General features: G+C 68.0%; 21 protein-coding genes and 4 tRNA genes. 11 read left to right on the forward strand and 14 right to left on the reverse strand.

Annotated elements, in window-relative coordinates; translation table 11 throughout:
• Positions 1 to 68: 68 nt before the first annotated feature.
• The 6 genes from VFE83_RS11525 (at position 69) to VFE83_RS11550 (ending at position 8,140) form a co-directional block, all read left to right on the forward strand.
• The gene (locus tag VFE83_RS11525) at positions 69 to 1,436 is read left to right on the forward strand and encodes a metal-dependent hydrolase family protein (RefSeq protein WP_324906216.1); all 1,368 of its coding nucleotides are present in this window, start codon (positions 69 to 71) and stop codon (positions 1,434 to 1,436) included.
• 941 nt (positions 1,437 to 2,377) lie between these two features.
• Positions 2,378 to 4,477: a DEAD/DEAH box helicase gene (locus tag VFE83_RS11530; protein ID WP_324906218.1), complete on the forward strand. Its 2,100-nt coding sequence runs from the start codon at positions 2,378 to 2,380 to the stop codon at positions 4,475 to 4,477.
• A gap of 9 nt (positions 4,478 to 4,486) precedes the next feature.
• Positions 4,487 to 5,353 carry an EamA family transporter gene (locus tag VFE83_RS11535; protein ID WP_324906220.1) on the forward strand — a complete coding sequence of 289 codons (867 nt, stop codon included), beginning with the start codon at positions 4,487 to 4,489 and terminating at the stop codon, positions 5,351 to 5,353.
• A gap of 57 nt (positions 5,354 to 5,410) precedes the next feature.
• Positions 5,411 to 6,178, forward strand: a complete 768-nt coding sequence (locus tag VFE83_RS11540) for a type 1 glutamine amidotransferase (RefSeq protein WP_324906222.1) — start codon at positions 5,411 to 5,413, stop codon at positions 6,176 to 6,178.
• Positions 6,179 to 6,225: 47 nt separating this feature from the next.
• Entirely contained in the window at positions 6,226 to 6,873 is a 648-nt protein-coding gene (locus VFE83_RS11545) for a phasin family protein (protein ID WP_324906224.1), read from the forward strand.
• 250 nt (positions 6,874 to 7,123) lie between these two features.
• Positions 7,124 to 8,140, forward strand: coding sequence for a restriction endonuclease (locus VFE83_RS11550; RefSeq protein WP_324906226.1), 1,017 nt, complete (start codon positions 7,124 to 7,126; stop codon positions 8,138 to 8,140).
• A 213-nt stretch (positions 8,141 to 8,353) separates the two neighbouring features.
• Here the strand turns inward: VFE83_RS11550 and VFE83_RS11555 are convergent, their stop codons facing one another.
• Entirely contained in the window at positions 8,354 to 10,345 is a 1,992-nt protein-coding gene (locus VFE83_RS11555; RefSeq protein ID WP_324906229.1) for an SDR family oxidoreductase, read from the reverse strand.
• A gap of 150 nt (positions 10,346 to 10,495) precedes the next feature.
• Here VFE83_RS11555 and VFE83_RS11560 point away from each other — a divergent pair, with 150 nt between their 5' ends.
• Both VFE83_RS11560 and VFE83_RS11565 read left to right on the forward strand, forming a co-directional pair.
• Positions 10,496 to 10,753, forward strand: a complete 258-nt coding sequence (locus tag VFE83_RS11560) for an acyl-CoA-binding protein (protein WP_324906231.1) — start codon at positions 10,496 to 10,498, stop codon at positions 10,751 to 10,753.
• 33 nt (positions 10,754 to 10,786) lie between these two features.
• Positions 10,787 to 11,413, forward strand: a complete 627-nt coding sequence (locus tag VFE83_RS11565) for a TetR/AcrR family transcriptional regulator (RefSeq protein ID WP_324906233.1) — start codon at positions 10,787 to 10,789, stop codon at positions 11,411 to 11,413.
• 26 nt (positions 11,414 to 11,439) lie between these two features.
• On the opposite strand, the gene VFE83_RS11570 is transcribed toward VFE83_RS11565, so the two are convergent.
• Positions 11,440 to 11,820 carry a hypothetical protein gene (locus VFE83_RS11570; RefSeq protein ID WP_324906235.1) on the reverse strand — a complete coding sequence of 127 codons (381 nt, stop codon included), beginning with the start codon at positions 11,818 to 11,820 and terminating at the stop codon, positions 11,440 to 11,442.
• A 150-nt stretch (positions 11,821 to 11,970) separates the two neighbouring features.
• Here VFE83_RS11570 and VFE83_RS11575 point away from each other — a divergent pair, with 150 nt between their 5' ends.
• On the forward strand, positions 11,971 to 12,825 hold the full coding sequence (locus VFE83_RS11575) for a hypothetical protein (protein ID WP_324906237.1): 855 nt from the start codon (positions 11,971 to 11,973) through the stop codon (positions 12,823 to 12,825).
• Between the two features lie 35 nt (positions 12,826 to 12,860).
• Here the strand turns inward: VFE83_RS11575 and VFE83_RS11580 are convergent, their stop codons facing one another.
• On the reverse strand, positions 12,861 to 13,505 hold the full coding sequence (locus VFE83_RS11580) for a response regulator transcription factor (protein ID WP_324906239.1): 645 nt from the start codon (positions 13,503 to 13,505) through the stop codon (positions 12,861 to 12,863).
• A 95-nt stretch (positions 13,506 to 13,600) separates the two neighbouring features.
• Between VFE83_RS11580 and VFE83_RS11585 the strand changes: the two genes are divergently transcribed.
• Positions 13,601 to 13,675: transfer RNA gene (locus VFE83_RS11585), tRNA-Val, on the forward strand.
• Between the two features lie 59 nt (positions 13,676 to 13,734).
• Positions 13,735 to 14,088: an arsenate reductase (glutaredoxin) gene (arsC, locus tag VFE83_RS11590; protein ID WP_324906241.1), complete on the forward strand. Its 354-nt coding sequence runs from the start codon at positions 13,735 to 13,737 to the stop codon at positions 14,086 to 14,088.
• Positions 14,089 to 14,102: 14 nt separating this feature from the next.
• Here the strand turns inward: arsC and tviB are convergent, their stop codons facing one another.
• The 11 genes from tviB to VFE83_RS11645 form a co-directional block, all read right to left on the reverse strand.
• Positions 14,103 to 15,380 carry a Vi polysaccharide biosynthesis UDP-N-acetylglucosamine C-6 dehydrogenase TviB gene (gene tviB / locus VFE83_RS11595; protein WP_324906243.1) on the reverse strand — a complete coding sequence of 426 codons (1,278 nt, stop codon included), beginning with the start codon at positions 15,378 to 15,380 and terminating at the stop codon, positions 14,103 to 14,105.
• A gap of 317 nt (positions 15,381 to 15,697) precedes the next feature.
• Positions 15,698 to 15,784, reverse strand: a tRNA-Leu gene (locus VFE83_RS11600).
• A gap of 85 nt (positions 15,785 to 15,869) precedes the next feature.
• A tRNA-Cys gene (locus VFE83_RS11605) sits at positions 15,870 to 15,943 on the reverse strand.
• A 116-nt stretch (positions 15,944 to 16,059) separates the two neighbouring features.
• Positions 16,060 to 16,135 (reverse strand) — tRNA-Gly (locus VFE83_RS11610).
• 154 nt (positions 16,136 to 16,289) lie between these two features.
• Positions 16,290 to 16,877, reverse strand: a complete 588-nt coding sequence (pgsA, locus tag VFE83_RS11615) for a CDP-diacylglycerol--glycerol-3-phosphate 3-phosphatidyltransferase (RefSeq protein WP_324906245.1) — start codon at positions 16,875 to 16,877, stop codon at positions 16,290 to 16,292.
• Positions 16,874 to 18,757 carry an excinuclease ABC subunit UvrC gene (gene uvrC / locus VFE83_RS11620; protein WP_324906247.1) on the reverse strand — a complete coding sequence of 628 codons (1,884 nt, stop codon included), beginning with the start codon at positions 18,755 to 18,757 and terminating at the stop codon, positions 16,874 to 16,876. Before uvrC ends, pgsA begins: the two co-directional genes overlap by 4 nt.
• 168 nt (positions 18,758 to 18,925) lie before the next feature.
• On the reverse strand, positions 18,926 to 19,420 hold the full coding sequence (locus VFE83_RS11625) for a low molecular weight protein-tyrosine-phosphatase (protein WP_324906249.1): 495 nt from the start codon (positions 19,418 to 19,420) through the stop codon (positions 18,926 to 18,928).
• Positions 19,413 to 20,195, reverse strand: coding sequence for a 3-deoxy-manno-octulosonate cytidylyltransferase (kdsB, locus tag VFE83_RS11630; RefSeq protein ID WP_324906251.1), 783 nt, complete (start codon positions 20,193 to 20,195; stop codon positions 19,413 to 19,415). The genes VFE83_RS11625 and kdsB overlap by 8 nt, the downstream gene beginning before the upstream one ends.
• On the reverse strand, positions 20,192 to 21,241 hold the full coding sequence (gene lpxK / locus VFE83_RS11635; RefSeq protein ID WP_324906253.1) for a tetraacyldisaccharide 4'-kinase: 1,050 nt from the start codon (positions 21,239 to 21,241) through the stop codon (positions 20,192 to 20,194). The genes kdsB and lpxK overlap by 4 nt, the downstream gene beginning before the upstream one ends.
• The gene (gene msbA, locus VFE83_RS11640; RefSeq protein ID WP_324906255.1) at positions 21,238 to 22,986 is read right to left on the reverse strand and encodes a lipid A export permease/ATP-binding protein MsbA; all 1,749 of its coding nucleotides are present in this window, start codon (positions 22,984 to 22,986) and stop codon (positions 21,238 to 21,240) included. The genes lpxK and msbA overlap by 4 nt, the downstream gene beginning before the upstream one ends.
• Positions 22,983 to 23,426 (reverse strand): biopolymer transporter ExbD, encoded by a 444-nt coding sequence (locus VFE83_RS11645; RefSeq protein WP_324906257.1) that lies wholly within the window; start codon positions 23,424 to 23,426, stop codon positions 22,983 to 22,985. The genes msbA and VFE83_RS11645 overlap by 4 nt, the downstream gene beginning before the upstream one ends.

A 23,426-nucleotide genomic window follows, 5' to 3' on the forward strand; every position in this document is an offset into this window, starting at 1 on the left:
GGCGGTCGCAGTCGCGCCGATCCGTCAGCCCGTATGCTGCGGGGCCAACGTTCGCATAGGGGAACCGCATGACCGCACGCCGCACGCACCTTTCGACCTGGACCACGCCTGCGCTGCTGCTGGCGCTGCTCACGCCCGGACTGGTCGCCGCAGCCGAATCCGCCGCACGCTGCAGCGTGATCCATGCCGGTCGCCTGCTCGACCGTCCCGGCCAGGCCGCCCGTGGCGCGAGCACGCTGCTGGTGTGTGGTGGGCGCATCGAAGCGGTGCGCGAGGGCTTCGTAGCCGCCGAAGCGCTGCCCAATGCGGCCGGCGCCCCGGTCATCGACCTGCGCGACCGCTTCGTCCTGCCCGGCCTGATCGACAGCCACGTGCACCTGACGTCGGACAAGGCCGGCGTGGAAGGCCAGCTGGAAGGCATCTCGAAGGGTGTGGCCGATCATGCCTACGAGGCGGCCGTGAACGCGCGCAAGACGCTGCACGCCGGTTTCACCACGGTGCGCAACCTCGGAGACGAGGACGGCGTGACGCTGGCGCTGCGCGACGCGGTCGCCGCCGGCAAGCTGCCCGGCCCGCGCATCGTGGACGCGGGCACGTCCATCTCCACCACCGCCGGCCACATGGACCCCACGCTGGGTTTTCGCGACGAACTGCATGCCGCGCTGGACGTGCACGGCAACACCTGCGACGGCGCCGAAGCGTGCCGCAAGGCCGTGCGTCGGCAGGTGGCGCGCGGCGTCGACGTGATCAAGATCGCCACCACCGGCGGCGTGAACAGCCGCATCGGTGCCGGCCTGGGGCAGCAGATGTTCGACGACGAGGCCCGGGCCATCGTCGAGACCGCGCACCTGTACAGGAAGAAGGTGGCCGTGCACGCGCACGGCGCCGACGGTATCGCGCTGGCGTTGCGCGCGGGTGCCGATTCGATCGAGCACGGCACGATGATGGACGACGCCGACCTCAAGCTGCTGCGACAGACCGGCGCCTATTACGTGCCGACGCTGTCGACGGTGAACGGCTACAAGGAGCGCCTGGCGAAGAATCCCGACGCCTATACCGGCGAGGTGCGCGAGAAGATCGAATGGCGCATCGGCATCACCGGCAAGGCGCTGGAGCGCGCGATACCGGCCGGCGTGAAGATCGCCTTCGGCACCGATGCGGGCGTCAGCCTGCACGGCCGCAACGCCGACGAGTTCGAACTGATGGTCGCCCATGGCATGACACCGGCCACCGCCATCCAGGCCGCTACCGTCAACGCCGCCGACCTGCTCGGCCTGGCCGACCAGGTGGGCACGCTGGAACCGGGCAAGCGTGCGGACCTGATCGCGGTGAGTGGCGATCCGCTGAGCGACGTGACCGTGCTCAAGCGCGTCGAGTTCGTGATGAAGGATGGGCGCGTGGAGAAGGACCAGCGCGTCGAGGTGGCGTCGCGGTAAGGCGGTTGGCGCACGGCAGGGGCATGACGCTCAAGTGCTCTCAACCTTTGCCCTTCATCCCGGCGGAAGCCGGGATCCATCTGTTGTTGTTCTTGATCGTCATTTCCGCAAAGGCGGGAATCCAGGGGCGTTTCACGCTTTGCCGTTGTCCTGTCACGAGCAGCAGCCACAGCTTCCGTCCGTCTAAAGCCGGCCGGTTCGCTTCATCTTTGCTGCAGAGCAGCCAACTCTGTTGCTAGACCGGAGGACGCCGCACATGGATGTGCGGCACTAGCAAGGAGGCAGGGAGTGAGGGCGATGCGTGTTTGCGAGCCACTGGCTCGCGCATCGCCCGAACGCCCGCGCTGCAAGCGGGCCACGTGGCCGTAGGCCGCACCGATTTGCGGGACCCCGACTCTTTTTCCGATGGTGGATTGCTGTGTCGGGGAAGACCGTTTCTTTTGGTTACGTTGACCGAAGGGAATCCAGTCGGACTTTGGGTCAGCAAAGAAAAGTGACCCGGCCGGCTTTAGACGGACGGGAGCTCTGGCTCTTCCGCTTCTCACAGGCGACCGGTAAAAAGTCCCTGGATTCCCGCCTTCGCGGGGATGACGATCAAGAACAACAGCAGATGGATCCCGGCTCCCGCCGGGATGACGGACGGATACTTTGGCTGTTCCGCTTCTCACAGGCGACCGGGAAGCGTGAAACGTCCCTGGATCCCCGCCTTCGCGGGGATGACGAGCAAAAGCAACGACAAGATGGAAGCCTGGCTTGCCGGGGCGATGGGATGACGGGCGAGCAGCAAAGGCACCAAGCGCGCGACTCATACTCAGTTCGGAGCGTGCGCTGGTGCGCGCGGCCCCACCCGCTCACACGGCATTACACGGCCCCCACACCCCCCTCGGTTACACTATTCAGTCTTCCGACCGGCGTCTGCCGGCGCTGCCGAGCCCTTCCCCATGAGCGCCGACCCCAGCTCGAACGATGCCCCGTCCCTGAAATTCACCGACCTCAAACTGCCCGAGCCGCTGCTGCGTGCCCTGGCCGACGTCGGATACGAGTCGCCCTCGCCCATCCAGGCCGCGACCATTCCGCCGCTGCTGGAGGGCCGCGACGTGCTCGGCCAGGCGCAGACCGGCACCGGCAAGACCGCGGCGTTCGCGCTGCCGATCCTCGCGCAGATCGAACCCGACCGGCGCAAGCCGCAGGCGTTGGTGCTGGCACCGACGCGTGAACTGGCGATCCAGGTGGCCGAGGCGTTCCAGAAGTACGCGCACCACCTGCCCGATTTCCACGTGCTGCCGATCTACGGCGGCCAGAGCTACTACCCGCAGTTGCAGGCGCTCAAGCGCGGCGTGCAGGTGGTGGTGGGCACGCCCGGCCGCGTGATCGACCATCTGGAACGCGGCTCGCTCGATCTGTCCGAGCTGCGTTGCCTGGTACTGGACGAAGCCGACGAAATGCTGCGCATGGGCTTCATCGACGACGTCGAGTCGGTGCTGAAGAAGACGCCCGAGACCCGCCAGGTGGCGCTGTTCTCGGCCACCATGCCGCCGCCGATCCGGCGCATCGCGCAGACCTACCTGAAGGACCCGGTCGAGATCTCGATCAAGGCGAAGACGACCACCGCCGCCAACATCCGCCAGCGCTACTGGGCGGTGAGCGGCGTGCACAAGCTGGACGCCATCACGCGCATCCTCGAGGCCGAGCCGTTCGACGCGATGATCGTGTTCGCCCGCACAAAGCAGTCCACCGAGGAACTGGCCGACAAGCTCGCCGCGCGCGGCATCGCGGCGGCGGCCATCAACGGCGACGTGCAGCAGGCGCAGCGCGAGAAGACCATCCAGAACCTCAAGGACGGGAAGATCGACGTGCTGGTCGCCACCGACGTCGCCGCCCGCGGCCTGGACGTGGAACGCATCAGCCACGTGCTGAACTACGACATTCCGTACGACACCGAAAGCTACGTGCACCGCATCGGCCGCACGGGCCGTGCCGGTCGCAAGGGCGAGGCGATCCTGTTCGTGACGCCACGCGAGCGCGGCATGCTGCGCGCGATCGAGCGCGCCACGCGCCAGCCGATCGAGCCGATGGCGCTGCCGACCATCGAGACGGTGAACGAGCAACGCGTGAACCGCTTCCTCGGCCGCATCACCAGCGCGCTGGAGAGCGACGACCTGGCCCAGTTCCGCGACCTGGTCGAGCGCTACGAGCGCGAGCAGGACGTGCCGGCGGTGGAGATCGCGGCCGCGCTGGCCAAGCTCGTGCAGGGCGACATGCCGCTGCTGCTGGATGTCACCGCGGAGAAGCTGCGCCCGCACGCGCAGGCCGGCTTCGAACAGCGCGGCCCGCGCGAGCAGGGGCGCGATTCCCGGTTCAACCGCGATTCGAACCGCGATTCGCGTTTCGAACGCGACAGCGGACCGCGTGCGCCGCGCGAGCCGCGACACGAGCCCCGTCAGGAACGGACGGATCGATACGAGCGCCCGCAACGCAGCGAGGCGCCGACCGAGCGCTACGAGCGCCCGGCCATCGAGCGGCCGCAGTTCGAGCAGCGCGCCGAGCGCCCGCAGAGCGAGCGCTCGTTCAACGCCGCCGAATCGATGTTCGACGACGACGCGCCGGCGCCTCGCCACGAACACCGCGAGCCGCGGGAGCCACGCGATGCGCGCACGCCCGAAGTCGGCATGGAGACGTTCCGCATCGAGGTCGGCCACGTGCACGGCGTGAAGCCGGGCAACATCGTCGGCGCCATCGCCAACGAGGCCGAGCTGGAAAGCCGCTACATCGGCCGCATCGACATTCGCGACGACCACAGCCTCATCGATCTGCCCGAAGGCATGCCGCGCGAGGTCATGGATCACCTCAAGCGCGTGCGCGTGGCCGGCCAGCAGTTGCGCATCAGCCGCCCCACGGAAAGTGGCCATGGTCAGCGTCCGCACGGTCGCCATTCGGAACCGCGCCGTTTCGACGATGACCGCCGGCCGCCGCGTGGCCCACGACCCCAGGGTGATCGCCCACGAGGCACCGGACCGCGCAAGCCGTTCAAGCCGCGCTGATCGCGCTCGATGCACCTGATCCTGTTCAGCGCGCTGTGCAGCGTGCTGGTCTCGGTGCTGCTCAAGCTGGCACCGCGCGCGAGGCTGGACGTCGCGCAACTGGTGACGTGGAACTACCTGGCAGCGGCCAGCCTGTGCGCGTGGCTGCTGCAACCCTCGCTAGCCAGCCTGACGCACGCTGACGCCCCGTGGGTCTCGCTGCTGGGGCTGGCGGTCGTCCTGCCGTCGTTGTTCCTGGTACTGGGTGCCTCGGTGCGCGCCACCGGCATCGTGCGCACCGACGTGGCGCAGCGCCTGTCCCTGCTGCTGTCGCTATTGGCGGCCTTCATCCTGTTCGGCGAACGCGCCGATCCGGTGCGGGCTGCGGGGCTCGGACTGGGCCTGCTCGCGGTCGCCGGAATCGTGATGCGGCCCTCCGGCGACACCGCTGCGACCACGCACACGGGCTGGAAGCTGCTGCTTACGGTCTGGGTCGGCTTCGCGCTGGTCGACGTGATGCTCAAGCGCATCGCGCTGTCGGGCACCTCGTCCATCGCCGCGCTGCAGGTGGCGTTCACCATCGCTTTCGTGCTGATGCTGGGCTGGCAGGTACTGCGCCATGTCCGCGGCCAGGCGCGCCTGCAGTGGCGTAACCTCGGCGCAGGGCTGCTGCTGGGACTGCTGAACTTCGGCAACATCGTCTTCTACGTGAGGGCGCACCAGGCGCTGCCGGACAACCCGTCGGTGGTGTTCGCCGCCATGAACATTGGCGTAGTGGTGCTGGGCACGCTGGTCGGCGTGCTGGCGTTCGGTGAGAAGACCAGCCGCTGGAACCGCCTGGCGATCGTGCTGGCCATCCTCGCCATCGTGCTGATCGCCTCCGCGCCGCGCGCATAGCGCACTCGGGACTGGCATAGTCGCGTTCGTTCCCTGCCGTCCCGGCCGTCGTCCGCCATGCCCCGCCTGCTCGTCTTCCAGCACGTCGCCGCCGAACCGCTGGGCACGCTCGACCGGCTGATCCGTCGCCGCGGTCACCGCATCCGCTTCGCCAATTTCGAACGCCAGCCGGACTTCGAGCCCAACGTCGACCGCTACCGCGGCCTGGTCGTGCTGGGCGGACCGATGAACGTGGAGGATCGCGAGCACCGGGCGCACCTGCTCACCGAACTGCGCGCGATCGAACAGATGCTCGATCAGGGCAAGCCGGTGCTCGGCATCTGCCTGGGCGCGCAGTTGCTGGCGCATGTGCTCGGCGCGCCAATCCGGCGCCACCACGAACCGGAGATCGGCTGGTATCCGCTGCGTACCACGGAGGCGGGCCGTGCCGATCCGGTGCTGGCACCGCTCGGCGAAAGCGCACCGGTATTCCAGTGGCACCGTTACAGCTTCGACGTGCCACGTGACGCGGTCCACCTGGCGAGCACCGACGGTTGCGAACAGCAGGCGTTCCGCTACGGCGACAGCGCCTACGGCTTCCAGTTCCACCTGGAGATGGACGAGCCGCTGATTGAGCGCTGGCTGGCCAATCCGGCGTACCGGCAGGAGCTGGCCGAACTGGCGGGCCTGGATCCCGCCCGTGCGGACGAGGCCGCGATCCGGCGCCACACCCGCGAGCACATCGCCGGCATGCAGGCGCATGCGGACGACGTGTTCAACCGCTTCCTCGATCTGGTGGGGCGACCGCAGCGGCGGTACACGCTGCCGTCGCGCGAGTGGCTCTGAAGTCCTGGCGCTGCCGGCCCGCAACGGCTGCGAGCCCGCAGCTTGGTGTGAAAGCTCTAGACAACGCGGCGATGGTGGCGTCCTCTGCCCACTCCATCGAGGAACTGCGCATGGCGAAGTTCAAGAAGGCTGCGAAGAAGACCACGACCAGCGGCTCGTCGCGCACGCGTGGCAAGTCCTCCAGCGCCGAAGCGGAGCAGCAGGCCGAGCGCCTGTCGCGCACGCTCAGCGAATCGGCCCAGCAGATCTGGCTGGCGGGTGTGGGCGCGTTCTCGCGCGCGCAGGCCGAGGGCACCAAGCTGTTCGACGCACTGATCAAGGAAGGCATGACGCTGGAGCAGACGGCACGCCGTTTCGCCGGCGGCCAGGCCGATGTGGTCCGCGACGCCATGGGCTCCACGGTCGGCCAGGCACGCGAACGCGCCGTCGACACCTGGGATCGCCTCGAGAAGGTGTTCGAGGATCGCGTCCAGCGCGCGCTGGTCAAGCTGGGCGTGCCGGGTCGCGACGACCTCAACGAACTGAGCCGCCGCGTCGATGCGCTCACGGCGGAGCTGCGCCGCCAGAACGGTGGCGCTGCCGCGCCGCGCAAGCCGGCTGCGCGCAAGTCAGCCAGCAAGCAGGCCACGCAGGCGCCCGCCGCCCGCAAGTCGCCGCGCAAGGCGACCGGCAAGAAGGTCACCGGCGCCAGCTGAAGTCCGGATCCGTTTCATCGCCCGGCCGTCGCCGGGTGCCCGACAAGCCCGCCAGTCCGCGCTTCCGTATGCTCCCCTCCCCTTACGGTTTCGGACTGGCGGGCTTTCTCTTGCCTGCGGCAGGGCAGCGCTGACGTTGATCGAGCGGAGCCGCCGTCCGCCGCCTGCCGACAAGCCTGCGTGATCCACACCTCACGAGTGACGCCTGTGCTGGCGTATAGTCCGCCAGCCCTGACCGCCCGAGTTGTGCATGCCCGACGGCTTTTCCGTGACCCTGGCCCTGTTCGTCGCCCTGTTGATGGCGGCGTTGTCGACCGCCTACCTGTGGCTGGTGCGCAGGCGCCAGGCGGAAACCTTCGCCGGTATCGGCGCCCTTGCGGAGATGCGCTGGCGGGAGTTCTCGCGGCTGGTGATCGAAGCGCTGCAGGGTCGCGGATTCGAAGCCGAAGCGGTGGAGCAGACACTCGAACGCGGCCCGCAGGCTGAAATCCGCCTGCGCCGCAATTCGCAGGTCTGGCTGCTGTCCTGCAAGCTCGCGGGTCTGAAGGCGCGCCTGGGCTCGGCGGCCGTGCGGGAACTGGCCGAGGCGGCACGTGTGCATGGCGCACACGGCGCGATCCTCGCCACGCCGGCTCGGATCGATCCCGATGCACGCAAGGCCGCGGGCGCACTGGAGCTCTACGACGGCGACGCCCTCTGGGCGCTGGTCGGCCCGATGCTGCCGGATGCGCTGCACGACGACCTCACTGCAAGCGCCCGCAAGCGCAGCATGCGCGAGACGGTGCTCGCGTGGATCGTCGCGCTGGTCATCGGCGCGCTCGCCGGGTTCATTCCCATGCTGATGGGTGGTGCGGCGGCACCGGATGAAACCGAGGTCGATACACCCATGCCCGCGGCTCCCGCACCCGCAAGCTCCTCCGCACCCGCACCCGCACCCGCACCCGCGCCGGCTCTGGCGATGCCATCTCCCGCCCCGCAGGCCGAACCGGCCCTGGGCGCCCCCGCGCCCGCCGATCCGAACCGGGAGCAGTTCGAACGCGGGGAAGTCATCCACGCCGTCGCCGCATTGCCGTGGGTCGAACGGGTCCTATGGTCGACCAGCTCGACGCTGCTGATCCACCAGCGCGAGGACGTTGAGCAGTTGGAGGTACGGGAAGTGTGCGCAGTGCTGGGGCGCTACGCCGACCTGCGCGCGTCGCGTCTGCAGCTGCAGCCGCCGCCGGGCAGCCAGCGTACGGTGCGGTTCCTGCAGTGCCAGGCGTACTGAGCCAGCAGTCACATTGACCCTGGCAGGAGTCAGCTCGCTGGCGACGAACGCCCCTCGCGAGCTCGCTCCTACGGGCCGTCTCATTCCATTTGGCTCGAGTTGTAGGAGCCAGCTCGCTGGCGACGAGCGGCCATCGCTAGCGAACCCGCTCCTACGAGGCTCCCGCAGCGGGCTGCCTGCAGCTGCCCGCGCTGCTGACGCCTTGCCGCGCCCTTACCAATGCACCCCGCGCATCAGCGCGGCAAACGCGATCTGCTCGCTGCTGGGCTTCACCTCGCCCTTCAGCGCCTGCTTGTCGCCGCGCGCGGCCGCCGAGTCGGGGAACAGCTCGAAGGCGGTGTTCATGATCACCTCGTACGCCTTCGGCGCCAGCGCATTGATCACCGAGGCGAAGATGCCCAAGCGCGTTGCGATGCGGCTGGGCCGCTCGATGATGCCCTTCACCACCAGGTCCGCCGCTTCGTCGGGCGTGAGCGTCGGCACGCTGTCGTACATCTTGGTCGGCGCGATCATCGGCGTCTTCACCAGCGGCATGTTGATGGTCGTGAAGCTGATGCCCTTGCCCGACAGCTCGCCCTGCGCGCAGCGGCTCCACGCGTCCAGCGCCGCCTTCGACGCGACGTAGGCCGAGAAACGCGGCGAGTTGGCCAGCACGCCGATCGAACTGATGTTGATGATGTGCCCGCGGCGGCGCTGCGTCATGCCCGGCAGGAAACCCATGATCAGACGCAGGCTGCCGAAGTAGTTCAGCTGCATGGTGCGCTCGAAATCGTGGAAGCGGTCGTAGCTCAGTTCGATGGAGCGGCGGATCGAGCGACCCGCGTTGTTGACCAGCACGTCGCAGCGGCCGTGCTCCTCCAGCACGGTCTTCACCAGGCGGTCGCAGTCGTCCATGTCGGCCAGGTCCGCGATGTACGCGAAGACCTTGCCTCCGGCGGCCTTCATCGCGTCGCGCGCCTTGAACAGTTCCTCTTCGCCGCGGGCGACGATGACGGTGATCGCCCCCGCTTCGGAGACGCGCTGAGCGGTCGCCAGGCCGATGCCGGACGAACCGCCCGTGATCACCACGACCTTGTTGCGCACCTTGCCCTTGAGCGTGCGGTCGACGAACAGGTCCGGGTCGAGATGGCGCTCCCAGTAGTCCCACAGCCGCCACGCGTAGGTTTCCAACGCGGGAACGTGGATGCCGCTGCCCCTGAGCGCCCGTTCGGCCTCGCGGTTGTCGAAGCGCGTCGGATAGGTGAGGAACTTCATCACCTGCTTGGGAATCTTGAAGTCGCGCAGCAGCATGCCGATGAACCGGCGCACTGGCGGCAGGTTGCCCACCGCGCCGCGCACGCTGCCGGGGATGAAGGCGAACATGCGCGCGTCGATGCGCATGGTCATCTCGGGCGAGTGGCCGGCGCGCGCAAAGGTGTTGAGCACCTCACCCACGCGCATCGGGTCGGGATCGGTGAGGTGGAAGCAGTGACCGTCGAGGCGTGGCTTGTGCGCGATGTGATCCATCGCGTCGACCACGTAGTCCACCGGCACGATGTTGATGCGGCCGCCTTCCAGGCCGAGCATGGGCATCCACGGCGGCAGCATCTGCCGCAGCTTCTTGAGGAAGGTGAAGAAGTAGTACGGGCCGTCGATCTTGTCCATCTCGCCGGTCTGGGAGTGCCCCACCACCATGCCGGGTCGGTAGATGCGCCACTTGATGCGCGTCTCCTTGCGCACGAGTCCCTCCGACTCGTGCTTGGTCAGCAGGTAGGGATCGTCCAGCCCCTCGGCCTCGCCGAACATGTCCTCGCGGAACACGCCGGGGTACAGCCCGGCGGCTGCGATCGAGCTGGTGTGATGGAACACGCCCGCCTTCAGGGCCGCCGCCAGGTCCAGCGCATTGCGCGTGCCTTCGACGTTCGCGGTGCGCTGCGTCTCGGCGTTGGCGGTGAGGTCGTAGATCGCCGCCAAGTGGAAGAAGTGCTTGACCTTGCCGCTCAGCGCGCGCAACTGCGCCGCGCTCACTCCGCACTTCGCCTCGGTCATGTCGCCGTCGACCAGGACCACGCGCCGGCTGTCCCAGCCCATCTTCCTTGCGATGGCGTCCAGCTTCTTGTGCGAGTCCTTGCGCACCAGCACGTACACGGTGCCCTTGCGCTGGAGCAGCCGGCTGACCAGGAAACGTCCGATGAAGCCTGTGGCGCCGGTGACGAAGTAACTCATGAGCCCTCTCCCTGACCGTGAGCTGCCGCTGCGCGGCATGTCGTCCTACGTTGCCAGAGCGGCCCCGGCGCCACAATTCCCGGCCGTATTGACCACCCCGACGGTGCATGCGGTAATTCCGGCCACCATCCTGGCCGCCGGAGGGGCGCCATGTCCGACCTGCAGACTTCGTTCGAGCAAGCCGCCAAGGATGTCCAAGCCCTGTCCGAACGGCCCGACAACGACACCCTCCTGCGCCTGTACGCGCTCTACAAGCAGGGCTCCGAGGGCGACGTCAGCGGACCCAAGCCGGGCTTCTTCGATTTCGTCGGAACTGCCAAGTACGAGGCCTGGGCCAAGCTCAAGGGCACCGGCCGCGACGAGGCGCAGCGCAAGTACATCGACCTGGTGAAGAAGCTGCGCGGCTGACCTCCGCATCGCTTCCGCACCGCGAACGACCCGATGGCGAAACAGACGCGCCAGCGCATCCTCGACAGCGCATTGACCATGTTCAATGCGCTCGGCGAGCCCAACGTCACCACCAACCATATCGCCGACGAGCTGGAGATCAGCCCCGGCAACCTGTACTACCACTTCCGCAACAAGGACGACATCATCGAGCAGCTGTTCGCGCGTTTCGAGGAACGCATGGACACCGCGCTCGCCGCGCCGCAGGGGCGCCTGCCGGAACTGGAGGACATCTGGCTGCAACTGCACCTGGTGTTCGAGTGCATCTGGGACTACCGCTTCCTGCACCGCGACCTGGTGGAGATCCTCAGCCGCAACCGTCGCCTGCGCCTGCGCTTCGCACGCATCCTGCGCCGTGCCGACGAACAGGCGCACACGGTCATGCGTGGACTGCTGCAGGCCGGGATCATGCGCGCGTCCAAGGACGAACTGGCCGCCACCGCGACCAACGTGCTGGTGATCGCCACGTTCTGGCTCAACTACGCCGCCGCCCGAGGCGACAAGGACGAACACGCCGCGATCCGCGCGGGGATCGTCCAGGTGATGATGCTGCTGGCACCGTTCCTGCGCGATGCCGAGCGCGTGCACCTCAATACGCTGACCCGCGCCTATCTGGACTGATCGCTGCTTGTGCGGTCAGGCGACGCTCAGCGCTTGCGGGTGACGCGCTTGGCCGGTGAGCGCACGGGGCGGCGGGCCTGTGTGGAACGGGTGGCCTTCCGGGCCTTGCGGGCACGTTGCACCGGCTTCTTCACCAGGCCCAGCTTTTCCAGCACCGGTGCCAACCTGGCTTCGATGTCGGCGCTGAAACGCCCGACCTGCGGCTCGACCCGCCCGCGGATGCGCGCCTGCGCGGCCTCGGCAAATCGACCCGCCTGCTGGCGGAGCTCGTCCGCACGTGCCTTCAGCCGCGCGCGTCGCGCGAGCGCCTCCCGCCGCCCCACCGCAACCAGCCCCAGGCCCGCCAGCCAGACGTGGCGCAACGTGGTTTCTCCGGACGCGTGGGATCTGGAATTCACTGCCGCCATCGGGAATCTCCGCGGACCGGACCGGGAATGGCCGGCTTCGGGGCCACTCTCCTGCCCACGGATGGAGCAAACACACTACGCGCCGACTCTTGCCAGGCCACAGCGCCAGGCGGGATGCTGCGGCCTCCACCGCGACGAAGGACGATGCCGATGGCCGCCAGATCCAGCTGGGCTGCATTCCCGCACGACGCCAAGGGATTCGCGTATCCCGGCGAGGCGCTCAAGAAGGCGTGGCCGAAGCTGCACGCGGGTGACCTTGAACCATTCCCGGACGCAAAACGCGCCGGCGCGCTCCTCGTCGCCGCCGGCAAGGCGGCTCCCAAGGGACTCGACGCCGACACGCTGGCGACCGACTTGCAGGAGGCATGGCGCGCGTTCCACCGAGGCGACTTCAAGGCCGCCTTCGACGCAGGCCAGGCGTTGGGGCCGCTTGGTGCATCGGTTGCAGTGAAGGCGCTGGGCATCCATGCGACCTATCTGGTCGACGATGACGCGGAACGCCTCAAGCGCTTCGAGCAGGCCGCTTCCATTGCGGAAGCCGCTACGAAGGCCCTTCCCGATGAGGCCAACAGCCATTATCGCCATGCCTTCGCCTTGGGGCGCTATAGCCAGGGGCTCAGCATCGCCAAGGCGCTGAAGGCAGGAATCGCCGGCAAGGTGCGCAGCGCCCTCGAAGCCACGCTGGAACGCGCGCCCAAGCATGCGGAGGCGCATACGGCCATGGCGCTATACCACGCCGAGATCATCGGCAAGGTGGGCGCGGTCATCGGTGGACTCACGTACGGAGCGAAGGCGGCGGAGGCGGAAAAGCACATCGCGTCCGCACTGAAGCTGACGCCGGATTCGCCCATCGCGCACATCGAATACGGCAACGTGCTGATGCTGCTGCACGGCGACAAAAAGGAAGAGTCGGCCGCCAGCGAGTACGAGAAAGCGGCGAAGCTCAAGCCACTCGATGCAATGGAGGCGCTCGATGCGGCCTATGCCGCATCGCAGCTCGAATGAGCAATCCTTGACGACGCTCCTGCACCACCAGCGCGCTAGATCAGCCCGCGCTCGCGCGCGATGCGCGGCAGCGCCGCCACCGTGCGCGCGCCCAGCTTGCTCATCAGGCTGGACCGGTGGCGATAGAGCGTCTTGACGCTGATGCCCAGGTCGGCGGCGATCGCCTTGGGCGGCAATTCCGACAACAACCCGCGCAGTGTCTCCCTTTCGCGCTGGGTCAGGCCATGGCCAAGCGGTTGCTCCAGCGCGCGCTCGACGTCGCTGCTCAGGGCCGTTTCCCCGCGAAGCACCCGCTCGACCACACCGATCAGTTCGACGATCGCTGCGGCCTTGGTGACATAGCCCTGCGCGCCGTGATCCAGGGCCCTCATCACCACGCCCGGATCGTCGTGCATGCTCACCACGACCCGCCGCAGCTTCGGCGCGACGCGTGCCAGGTCGCGCAGTAGCAGGAAACCGCCATCCGGCGTACCAAGGCTGAGATCGACGATGGCCACATCGAAGCGTGCGGACGCCACGGCCTCCAGCGCCTCGGCGGCATCGCCGGCCTCGGCCACCACCTCCAGACGGCCCGAGTTCTGGAACAGGCGCTTGAAGCCCTCTCGGACGATCGCGTGATCGTCAATCAGCAATGTTCGGATCATCCGTCCATTCTGGGGATCGGCCGCGGCCGTCGGCATCAGACGATTCCCGTCCTTCGGCTGAATCGGGCAGCCTGGCGCGCACCCCTCTTGCCAACCCCAACCGCACGTGAGGTATACTGCGCAGCCCTTACGGGCGGTTAGCTCAGCGGTAGAGCACTGCTTTCACACGGCAGGGGTCACAAGTTCGAAACTTGTACCGCCCACCAGTTCCAAGGCAAAGGCCGGCGAAAGCCGGCCTTTCGCTTTTACGGCACAGGGCAACGATATGGAAACCACGCGTCTCTATCACAACCCGCGCTGCTCCAAGTCGCGTGGCGCGCTGGAACTGCTGCGCGGGCGCGGCATCGAACCGGTGGTCATCGAATACCTTCAGACACCGCCCACTGCAGCCGAACTCCGCCAGTTGCTGGCACTGTTGCAACAGCCTGCGCGCGCCCTGCTCCGTACCGGCGAGGACGAATACGTGCAACTGGGACTGGCAGACGAATCGCTCGACGACGAACAGCTCATCGCGGCGATGAGTGCGCATCCGCGGCTGATCGAACGGCCGATCTTCGTGCACGGCGGCCGCGCCGTCATCGGCCGTCCACCCGAGCGCGTGTACGAACTGCTCGACTGATCGCGTCGCGCCGGCTACAGGCGCGCGTCCACGCCCTCGCGTGGGTACAGGCTCTTGATGTCGTACACGATCGCGTGCGACCGGCCGTAGGCGCGCGCGCCTTCCGGCCCCATTTCGCGGAACTGTTCGTGCGCCACTGCCAGGATCACGGCATCGTAGGCGCTCCGTTCGGGCGCGCCGATCAATTCCACGCCATATACGCTGCGTGCTTCTTCCACGTCGGCCCACGGATCGTGGATGTCCACATGGGCCCGGTACTCGCCGAACTTGCGCGCCAGCTCCACCACGCGCGTGTTGCGCAGGTCGGGACAGTTCTCCTTGAACGTGATGCCCAGGATAAGGATGCGCGAACCCGCGACTGCAATGCCGCGCTGGATCATCAGCTTCACCACGTCGCTGGCGACGTGTTCGCCCATGGCATCGTTGATGCGGCGGCAGGCCAGCAGGATGTCCGGGTAATAGCCCGCCGCCTGCGCCTTCTGGATCAGGTAATACGGATCGACACCGATGCAATGGCCGCCTACCAGGCCTGGCCGGAACGGCAGGAAGTTCCACTTCGTGCCCGCCGCCTCCAGTACCTCGGTGGTGTCGATTCCCAGCCGCTGGAAGATCAGGGCGAACTCGTTGACCAGTGCGATGTTGGCGTCGCGCTGCGTGTTCTCGATGACCTTGGAGGCTTCCGCCACGCGCAGGCTGGACGCCTTGTGGGTGCCGGCGCGGATGATGCTGCGGTACAGCGCATCGACGAAGTCCGCCGTCTCGGGCGTCGAGCCCGAAGTGACCTTGGGAATGTCGACCAGACGTCGCTGCCGGTCGCCGGGATTGATCCGCTCCGGGCTGTAACCCACGAAAAAGTCTTGGTTGAAAACCAGGCCCGAAGCGCGCTCCAGCTCGGGCACGCAGATTTCCTCGGTCGCGCCTGGATACACCGTGGACTCGTAGATCACCGTGTCCCCGGCCCGCAGCACGTTGCCGATGGCGCGACTGGCCTGGATCAGCGGAGTGAAATCGGGCCGCTTGTGCTCGTCCACCGGAGTGGGAACGGTGACCACGAACACGTCGCACTCGCGCAGTCGCTGCACATCGGCAGTGAACGACAGGCGCTGGGCTGACGCGATCTCGTCGGCCGTGGTTTCGCCATTGCCGTCCTCGCCCCGGCGCAGGCGTTCGACGCGGCGCTCATCGATGTCGAAGCCCACCGTGTCGTAAAGCCGGCCGAATTCCACAGCCAGCGGCAGCCCGACGTAACCCAGCCCGACCACCGCGATGCGCGATTCCCGAGGACCCTGCATCCACTCCCCCGCCACATGACCGGCACACACCGCGCCGAGCTGTTCATTCTAGGGCGCGCCGGGCCCGACCCGACCAGCGCAGCCGCACATATCGATCACGCGCGATCAGTGCGAGCCGCCGTGCTGGCAGCGGCGGTGACGCATGCTGGCGCCATGTCGGTTGCGAAGGCGTTTGCAGGTGGCGAAACGAAGCCCATGCGAGCCGTTTTCGCCGGGCGCATCCGAGCGTGGGCGAGCGTGATGGACGATGCGCTTGCCAGCAGCCGGTCGCGAGGCCGACCTCTGCGACCGCGGCCCGAATGGGCTGCAAGAAGGACTGGTGCCCGGAGCCGGAATCGAACCGGCATACCCTTGCGGGTGGCGGATTTTAAGTCCGCTGCGTCTACCAATTCCGCCATCCGGGCGACGCGCCGCTAGCTTACGCGAGCCTTCGGGCGCGCACGAAGCCGGAAACAAAAAGCCCGACCTTTCGGTCGGGCTTCGTCGTGCTGGAGGCCTGGGTCGGAATTGAACCGGCGTACGCGGATTTGCAGTCCGCTGCATAACCACTCTGCCACCAGGCCGGTGACGTCGAATCCTCCGAGCGGATTCCGCTCGCGGATTCTTCCATATTTCCGCCCGGTTCACGCATCGGGCCCGGAAACAACAAGGCCCCGCTGATGGGGGCCTTGTCCGAATATGGAGCGGGAAACGAGACTCGAACTCGCGACCCCGACCTTGGCAAGGTCGTGCTCTACCAACTGAGCTATTCCCGCAGAGGAAGCGACATTTTAGGCATGGAATGAAAAGTGTCAACACCCTTTTCACTCCGTGGAAGGCCCCGTCACCGGGCTTTCCGAACCGGCCGATCGGACTGCCATCCCCGATCGGATCACCGCACGTTTCGTGCGTCGGCGATGGGAATATTCTCTATGAACGCGCGTCTTCGCGCAATACCGGCCATGCTGCGCGCAGGTATGCGAGACCCGACCATAGCGTCAGCAATGCGGCGGCGGCGAGCAGCCAATCGCCAATCACGAAGATCGGCCGCCCCAACCACGGATCGGCATGCTGGTCAGGCGAAACCGCATAGAGCAGGCATACCAGCGCGACCATCTGAACGACCGTCTTGATCTTGCCGATGCTGGCGACCTTCACCGTGGCGCGCTGCCCCAGTTCAGCCATCCACTCGCGCAGCGCCGACACGGCGATCTCGCGCCCGATGATGACCGCCGCCCACAGCGCCATCCAGATGGTGTGATGGCTCTGCACGATGATCACCAGCGCCACCGCCACCATCAGCTTGTCGGCGACGGGATCGAGGAATGCGCCGAACGCCGAATACTGGTTGTAGCGGCGCGCGATCCACCCATCCAGCCAGTCGGTGATCGAGGCGAACGCGAAGATCAACGCAGCGGCGAAGTTGGTCCAGTTGTAGGGGAGGTAGAACACCAGCACCAGCACCGGGATCAGCACGATCCGCAGCAAGGTCAGCATGGTGGGTACCGTCAACTTCATCCTTCGCTCCGAGTGCTGGCCTGTCCAGCCGTGTCCGGGGTAGCGGGTTCGGGCACGTCCAGCCCGTGCAGGGTCGCATAGATGCGCTCGGCCAGCGCGTCATTGATGCCGTCCACCCGGGCGATCTCCTCGATCCCGGCGGCCTTCAGCCCGCCGAGCCCGCCGAAATGCCGCAACAGATTAGCGCGGCGGCGCGGCCCGATGCCGGGAATATCCTCCAGGCGGCTGGTATTGCGCAGTTTCTGGCGTCGTCCGCGGTGCCCCGTGATCGCGAAGCGGTGGGCCTCGTCGCGCACCTGCTGGACCAGTTGGAGCGCGGGCGATTCGGCCCCCGGGCGCACCGTGCGGCCATCCGGCAGCAGCAGTTCCTCCTCGCCTGGGCGGCGCTCCGGTCCCTTCGCCACGCCTACCAGGGTGACGCCCTCCACGCCCAGGTCGTCGAGCACGCTTCGCGCCTGCGCCACCTGGCCCGCGCCGCCGTCGATCAGCAGCACGTCGGGGACGACCCCGCCCTCCTCCACCGCGCGGCGGAAACGGCGCTCAATGGCCTGGTGCATCGCGGCGTAATCGTCGCCCGGCTCGATCCCGGCGATGTTGAAGCGCCGGTATTGCCCGCGCACCGGGCCCTGCGCGTCGAACACGACGCACGACGCCACGGTCGCCTCGCCCATGGTGTGGCTGATGTCGAAGCACTCGATGCGCGCGGGCAACGCCGGCAGGCCCAGCAGGTCGCGCAGGCCCTCGGCGCGCGCGTGCTGCGCGGCGTGGCTGGTGCGCTCGGCGGACAGCGCCAGTTCGGCGTTGCGCCGTGCCAGATCGACGTAGCCAGCGCGTTCGGCGCGCACGTTGCACTTGATCTGCACGCGCCGTTCGCCGGTGCTGGACAGCGCATGCTCGATGAGTTCGCGATCGGGAATGTCGCGATCCAGCACGATCTCGCGCGGCGGTACCTGCTCGCCGTAGTACTGCGAGACGAACGCGGCCAGCACTTCCTCGGCGTTCTCGCTGCCATTGGTCTTCGGGAAGAACGCGCGGGTGCCGAGGTTGCGTCCGTCGCGGAAAGCCAGCAGCAGCACGCATGCCGCCGCTCCCTGCATCGCGATCGCGAGCACGTCCAGGTCCGCGGCGCGGCCGTCGACGTACTGGCGGGCCTGCAGGCTGCGGATCGAGGCGACCAGGTCGCGCAGGCGCGCGGCTTCCTCGAAGTCCAGGCGGACGCTGGCCGCCTCCATCGACTTCACCAGTTCCTCGCTCAACTCGTCGCTGCGGCCGTCCAGGAACAGCCCCGCGCGGCGCACGCTCTCGGCGTAGTCTCTCGGCGGTACCAGACCCACGCACGGCGCGCTGCAGCGGCCGATCTGGTGCTGCAGGCAGGGTCGGCTGCGGTTGCGGAAGACGCTGTCCTCGCAGCTGCGCAGCTTGAACAGCTTGTGCATCAGGTTGAGCGTGTCGCGCACGGCGCCGACGCTCGCATAGGGCCCGAAATAGCGGCCGGGAATCGAACGCGCTCCGCGATGCATGGCGATGCGCGGCCACGACTCCTGCGTCATCAACACGTACGGGTAGCTCTTGTCGTCGCGCAGCAGCACGTTGTAGCGCGGCCTGAGCGACTTGATGAGCTGGTTTTCCAGGATCAGCGCTTCGGCCTCGGTGCGGGTCACCGTGACTTCCATGCGCGCGGTCTGCGCCAGCATGGCCATGATGCGCGCCGACTTGGGCGTGGCATTGAAGTAGCTGGAAACGCGGTTCCTGAGCGCGCCGGCCTTGCCGACGTAGAGCACGCTGTCGTCCGCCGCGATCATCCGGTACACGCCCGGCGCGGTGCTGAGATTCTTGACGAAGGCCTTGCCGTCGAAGGCCGCGATCGCGCCATGGCTCATGAGCGGAGCGCCCTTCCGGCGGTCGGCCGCGGCGTGGACGGAGTGCGGCGCGCGGACGGGAACATGGCGGCGGCGGGCGTTGCGGTCACGGGCATCGGCTCAGGAATGGGGCCGATTATGCGTCAGGGCAAGTCGCGTCCGCCCGTCGGGACGGGGCAAGTCGGCGATTCAGTCGAATCGGCCCGGGTACTCGCGACGCAGCCGGGCGATCACGCCATCGGCGGCGCGGTCGAGCAGCTGGAAGACATGCTCGAACTGTGCCGGACCGCCCGTGTAGGGATCCGGGATTTCGCCCTCGTCCTGCACGCCGGCCCAGTCGAGCAGCAGCGCGTGGCGTGCACTCGCGTCGCCGGGGGCCCGCGCCCGCACGTCGCGCAGGTTGGCGCGATCGGCGCAGAGCAGCCAGTCGAAGTGGCGGTAATCGGCACCCGACAGCTGGCGCGCCCGCAAGCCGGCGATGTCGATGCCGTGCTCGGCCGCACTGGCGATTGCGCGACGGTCCGGTGGTTCGCCTACGTGCCAGTCGCCCGTGCCGGCCGAGTCCAGCTCTACCTGCCCGGCCAGCGTCGACGTCGCGATGCGCGCGCGCAGCACGCCTTCCGCCACCGGGGAGCGGCAGATGTTGCCCAGGCAGACGACCAGCAGGCGGACGGGCTCAGCCATGGCCCGCGGCGATCCAGGCTTCGGCGCGGGCCAGGTCCTCCGGGGTGTCCACGCCGGGCGGGAACGGCTCGGGTGTGACGCCGACCAGGATGCGGTAACCGGCCTCGAGCACGCGCAACTGTTCCAGCGACTCGATCTGCTCCAGTCGCCCGGGCGGCAGTGCGGCGAATCGCTGCAGGAAGCCGGCGCGGTAGCCGTAGATGCCGATGTGGCGCAGCCACTCGCCTTGTTCGGGCATGCGCGAACGGTCGGTGGCGAAGGCGTCGCGCGGCCACGGAATCGGTGCTCGACTGAAGTACAGCGCATGGCCGTCGTCGGCACGCACCAGCTTCACCGCGTTGGGGTCGAGCAGCGTCCCGCCCTCGGTAATGGGAGCGGCCAGCGTCGCCATCTCGCTGCGGCCGGCATGCATGAGTTCGGCGACGGCGCGGATGCCCGACGCAGGCGCGAAAGGCTCGTCGCCCTGCAGGTTCACCACGACGGTGTCGTCGCTCCAGCCGGCGATCCGTGCGCACTCCGCCAGCCGGTCCGTGCCCGAGGCGTGGTCGCGCGAGGTCATAGCCACGTTGACGCCGGCCCCTTCCAGCGCGGCGGCGATGCGCTCGTCATCGGCGGCCACCCACACCTCACGCGCCCCCGCACGCAGCGCGCGACGGGCGACGTGGAGTACCAGCGGTTCGCCGGCCAGCGGCCGCAGCGGCTTGCCGGGCAGGCGGCTGGCAGCGAAGCGGGCCGGAATGGCGACGACGAAGTCGAGTGGTTGCGAAGCGCTCACGCGCCCTCCTTGCCGATGCCGCGCTCGCGGTATTGCCTCGCCTTGGCGCCGATGCGGTCGATCAGTGAAACCCAGAACGCCTCAGGCAGCTCCGCCCGCACCGGAACACTAAAAAAGCGTTCGTCGGCGAAGGCAGCGCACTTCACCGCGTCCTTTTCGGTCATGAGCACCGGCAGCTCGCGGCTGCCGAATTCGAAATCGCTGGCCTGGTACTGGTGGTGGTCGGCGAAGGCATGCGGCACCACCGCGATGCCGAAGTCGCGCAGCATGCCGAAGAAGCGCTCCGGATCGCCGATGCCCGCCACGGCGTGCACTCGCTGGCCGGAGAACGAACCGAGCTTGCGCGCCCGACCGCCGAGCATGGGCTCGGCGTGCTCAGCCAGCAGGCGCATCGGCCATTCGCCGAACCCCGTGTCGGCCTCGCCGGCACCCACCGTTCCGACGTTCACCACGCGGAAATCGCAGCGCGCAGCGCGCTCCGGCAGTTCGCGCAGCGGACCGGCCGGCAGCAGCTGACCATTGCCGTAGCGGCGGCGACCGTCGACCACCTCGATCTCGATGTCGCGCTCCAGTCGATAGTGCTGCAGCCCGTCGTCGCAGAGGACGAGGTCGCAACCCGCCTCGGCCAGCGCCTTCGCAGCCGCGGCGCGATCGCGATCCACGCGCACCGGCGCGTGCGTGCGATGCGCGATCAGCACCGGCTCGTCTCCACCCAGCGAGGCATCGGTGTGCGTGTCGGCCCACAGCGCGGCGCTGGCGTCCTCGCGGCCGTAACCGCGGGTCGCCACGCCCGGGTTCCAGCCTTCCGCGCGCAGGCGTTCGACCAGCGCGATGGTGAGCGGCGTCTTGCCGGCGCCACCGGCGGTGATGTTGCCCACCACCAGCACCGGCACGCCGGGATGGCGGCGCTTGAACCAGCCCTTCAGATAGGCGCCGCGTCGCAGCGCGCTCAAGGAGCCGTACAGCGCCGACAGCAGTCGTGCGCCAAGCGGAACCGGCACGTCGCCGTACCAGTACGACGGCGGTTGAATCGAGGCCTTGCTCATTCGCCCTCGCGGAACTGCATGCGATGCAGGTGCGCGTAAAGCCCGCCGAGCGCGAGGAGCTCCGAATGCGTGCCGCGCTCAACAATGCGCCCCTGGTCCAGCACCAGCACCTGATCGGCATGTTCGATGGTCGAAAGCCGGTGCGCGATCACCAGCGTGGTCCGGTTGGGCATCAGGTGGTCCAAGGCTTCCTGCACCAGACGCTCGGATTCGGTGTCGAGCGCGGCCGTGGCCTCATCCAGGATCAGGATCGGCGCGTCCTTCAGCATCGCGCGCGCGATCGCGAGACGTTGGCGCTGGCCTCCGGACAGCCGTCCGCCCTTCGCGCCCACGTCGGTCTGCAGGCCGTTGGGCATGCGCTCGACGAACTCCATCGCGTTGGCACCGCGCACCGCCTGCTCCAAGGCCTGCGAATCGGCCTGCTGCAGCTCGCCGTAGGCGACGTTGGCCGCGACCGTCCCGTCCACCAGCATCACCTGCTGGCCAACCAGCGCGATCTGGCGGCGCAGGTCGGCGAGCCGATACTCCTGCAATCCATGCCCATCGAGCAGGATCTGGCCGGCCTCGATCTCGTAGAAGCGCGGGATCAGCTTGATCAGCGTGGACTTGCCGCTGCCGGAGCGGCCCACGATGGCGGTGACCGTGCCAGGCCTTGCCTTGAAACTGATGTCGGTGAGTGCCGGTTCGGTCTGGCCCGGATAGCGCGCGGTGACGTGGCGGAATTCGAGCAAGCCTTGGGCGCGCTCCAGCCGCCGCGAGCCCGTGTCCACCTCGTCCGGCGTATCGAGCACGTCGAACAGGCGCTCGGCCGAGGCCACGCCACGCTGCAGCATGCCCTGCACGTTGGTGAGCTGCTTCAGCGCGGGAATCACCGCCAGCATGGCGACCATGAGGCTGACGAACTCGCCTGCGGTCAGGCGGCCCTGCATGGCCTCGCGCCCGGCGAAGAACAGCAGCAGCGCCAGACCGATCGCGCCCATCAACTGCACCATCGCCGAGGAGATGCTGCGGGTGGACTCGACCTTCAGGCTCAGGCGCAGGTGGTGGTTGGCCTGCCCGGAATAACGCGCGAGTTCCGTCGACTGCGCGCCGTACACCTTCACTTCCTGGTGGTTGGACAGCGCCTGGTCGGCCGACTGCAGCAACTGCGCGCCACTCTCCTGGATGCGATGGCCGATACGGCGGTAACGGCGGCCGACCGTATCCATCGTCCATGCCAGCAACGGGCCCAGCAGCAGCACCGCCAGCGTCACGCGCCAGCTGGTGTAGAGCATCACGCCCAGCATCACGATGACCTGCAGCGATTGCTGCAGCATCACCTTGGCGGCGTCGATGGCGGCCTGCGCGACCTGGTCGCTGTCGGAGCCCAGGCGCGTGAGCATGGACGACACAGGCTCGTTGTCGAACCGCAGTCCCGGCAGGCGCAGATACTTGCCCAGCACCTGTACGCGCAGGTCTCGGGCGATGCTGCGGCCCGCTCGGGCCATGAAGGTGTCGGTCAGGTAACCGGCGATGCCGCGCGCGATGAAGATGCCGACGATCGCCAGCGGCAGCATCACATTCACGCCCGGATTGCGGCTGACGAACGTCTCGTCGACGATCGGATTCATCAGCTTGGTGAACGCACCCGCAGCGGCGGCTTCGATCAGCATGCCGACCAGCGCCACCACCAGCACGCCGCGGTAAGGGGCGACGAAGTGCAGCAGGCGGCGATAGGTCGTCCACGGCGACACGGTGTCGCTCACTTGCCCGCCTCCGCGGCCGCTTCGCGCGTCTGCGGCGCGGTGGCGTTCATCACCTTGCGAAAGCCGAGCTGGCCCAGTGCGTCGTACACAGTAACCACGGCCTGGTAAGGGGTGCGCGCATCGGCGCGCAGCATGACCGGGCGGTCGCGATCGCTACCGGCGACTTCGGCGATGGTGTCCTTGAGCGACTCGACGTCGCTGCGCAGCACTTCGCGGTCATCGACGAAATAACGTCCGTCGGCATTCACCAGCACGATCAGCGGCTTGGCCGGATCGTTCGCCGGCTCGCCGGTGGCGCGCGGCAGCTCCAGCTTCAGCACCGAACGTGCATCGAACGTGGCGGTGACCACGAAGAAGATGATCAGCACCAGGATCACGTCGATGAGCGGCACGAGATCGATGTGCGGCTCGTCGTCGGCGCGGTGGTCGCGGATTCGCAT

This window comes from Lysobacter sp. (assembly GCF_035655815.1).
Classification (GTDB): Bacteria; Pseudomonadota; Gammaproteobacteria; order Xanthomonadales; family Xanthomonadaceae; genus Lysobacter_J.

What these genes read in the sequence shown, in the direction of transcription:
- VFE83_RS11525 (WP_324906216.1), top strand. Translation starts at nt 69, where the DNA reads ATGACCGCACGCCGCACGCACCTTTCGACCTGGACCACGCCTGCGCTG.
- VFE83_RS11530 (WP_324906218.1), top strand. Translation starts at nt 2,378, where the DNA reads ATGAGCGCCGACCCCAGCTCGAACGATGCCCCGTCCCTGAAATTCACC.
- VFE83_RS11535 (WP_324906220.1), top strand. Translation starts at nt 4,487, where the DNA reads ATGCACCTGATCCTGTTCAGCGCGCTGTGCAGCGTGCTGGTCTCGGTG.
- VFE83_RS11540 (WP_324906222.1), top strand. Translation starts at nt 5,411, where the DNA reads ATGCCCCGCCTGCTCGTCTTCCAGCACGTCGCCGCCGAACCGCTGGGC.
- VFE83_RS11550 (WP_324906226.1), top strand. Translation starts at nt 7,124, where the DNA reads ATGCCCGACGGCTTTTCCGTGACCCTGGCCCTGTTCGTCGCCCTGTTG.
- VFE83_RS11555 (WP_324906229.1), bottom strand. Translation starts at nt 10,345, where the DNA reads ATGAGTTACTTCGTCACCGGCGCCACAGGCTTCATCGGACGTTTCCTG.
- VFE83_RS11560 (WP_324906231.1), top strand. Translation starts at nt 10,496, where the DNA reads ATGTCCGACCTGCAGACTTCGTTCGAGCAAGCCGCCAAGGATGTCCAA.
- VFE83_RS11565 (WP_324906233.1), top strand. Translation starts at nt 10,787, where the DNA reads ATGGCGAAACAGACGCGCCAGCGCATCCTCGACAGCGCATTGACCATG.
- VFE83_RS11570 (WP_324906235.1), bottom strand. Translation starts at nt 11,820, where the DNA reads ATGGCGGCAGTGAATTCCAGATCCCACGCGTCCGGAGAAACCACGTTG.
- VFE83_RS11575 (WP_324906237.1), top strand. Translation starts at nt 11,971, where the DNA reads ATGGCCGCCAGATCCAGCTGGGCTGCATTCCCGCACGACGCCAAGGGA.
- VFE83_RS11580 (WP_324906239.1), bottom strand. Translation starts at nt 13,505, where the DNA reads ATGCCGACGGCCGCGGCCGATCCCCAGAATGGACGGATGATCCGAACA.
- arsC (WP_324906241.1), top strand. Translation starts at nt 13,735, where the DNA reads ATGGAAACCACGCGTCTCTATCACAACCCGCGCTGCTCCAAGTCGCGT.
- tviB (WP_324906243.1), bottom strand. Translation starts at nt 15,380, where the DNA reads ATGCAGGGTCCTCGGGAATCGCGCATCGCGGTGGTCGGGCTGGGTTAC.
- pgsA (WP_324906245.1), bottom strand. Translation starts at nt 16,877, where the DNA reads ATGAAGTTGACGGTACCCACCATGCTGACCTTGCTGCGGATCGTGCTG.
- uvrC (WP_324906247.1), bottom strand. Translation starts at nt 18,757, where the DNA reads ATGAGCCATGGCGCGATCGCGGCCTTCGACGGCAAGGCCTTCGTCAAG.
- VFE83_RS11625 (WP_324906249.1), bottom strand. Translation starts at nt 19,420, where the DNA reads ATGGCTGAGCCCGTCCGCCTGCTGGTCGTCTGCCTGGGCAACATCTGC.
- lpxK (WP_324906253.1), bottom strand. Translation starts at nt 21,241, where the DNA reads ATGAGCAAGGCCTCGATTCAACCGCCGTCGTACTGGTACGGCGACGTG.
- VFE83_RS11645 (WP_324906257.1), bottom strand. Translation starts at nt 23,426, where the DNA reads ATGCGAATCCGCGACCACCGCGCCGACGACGAGCCGCACATCGATCTC.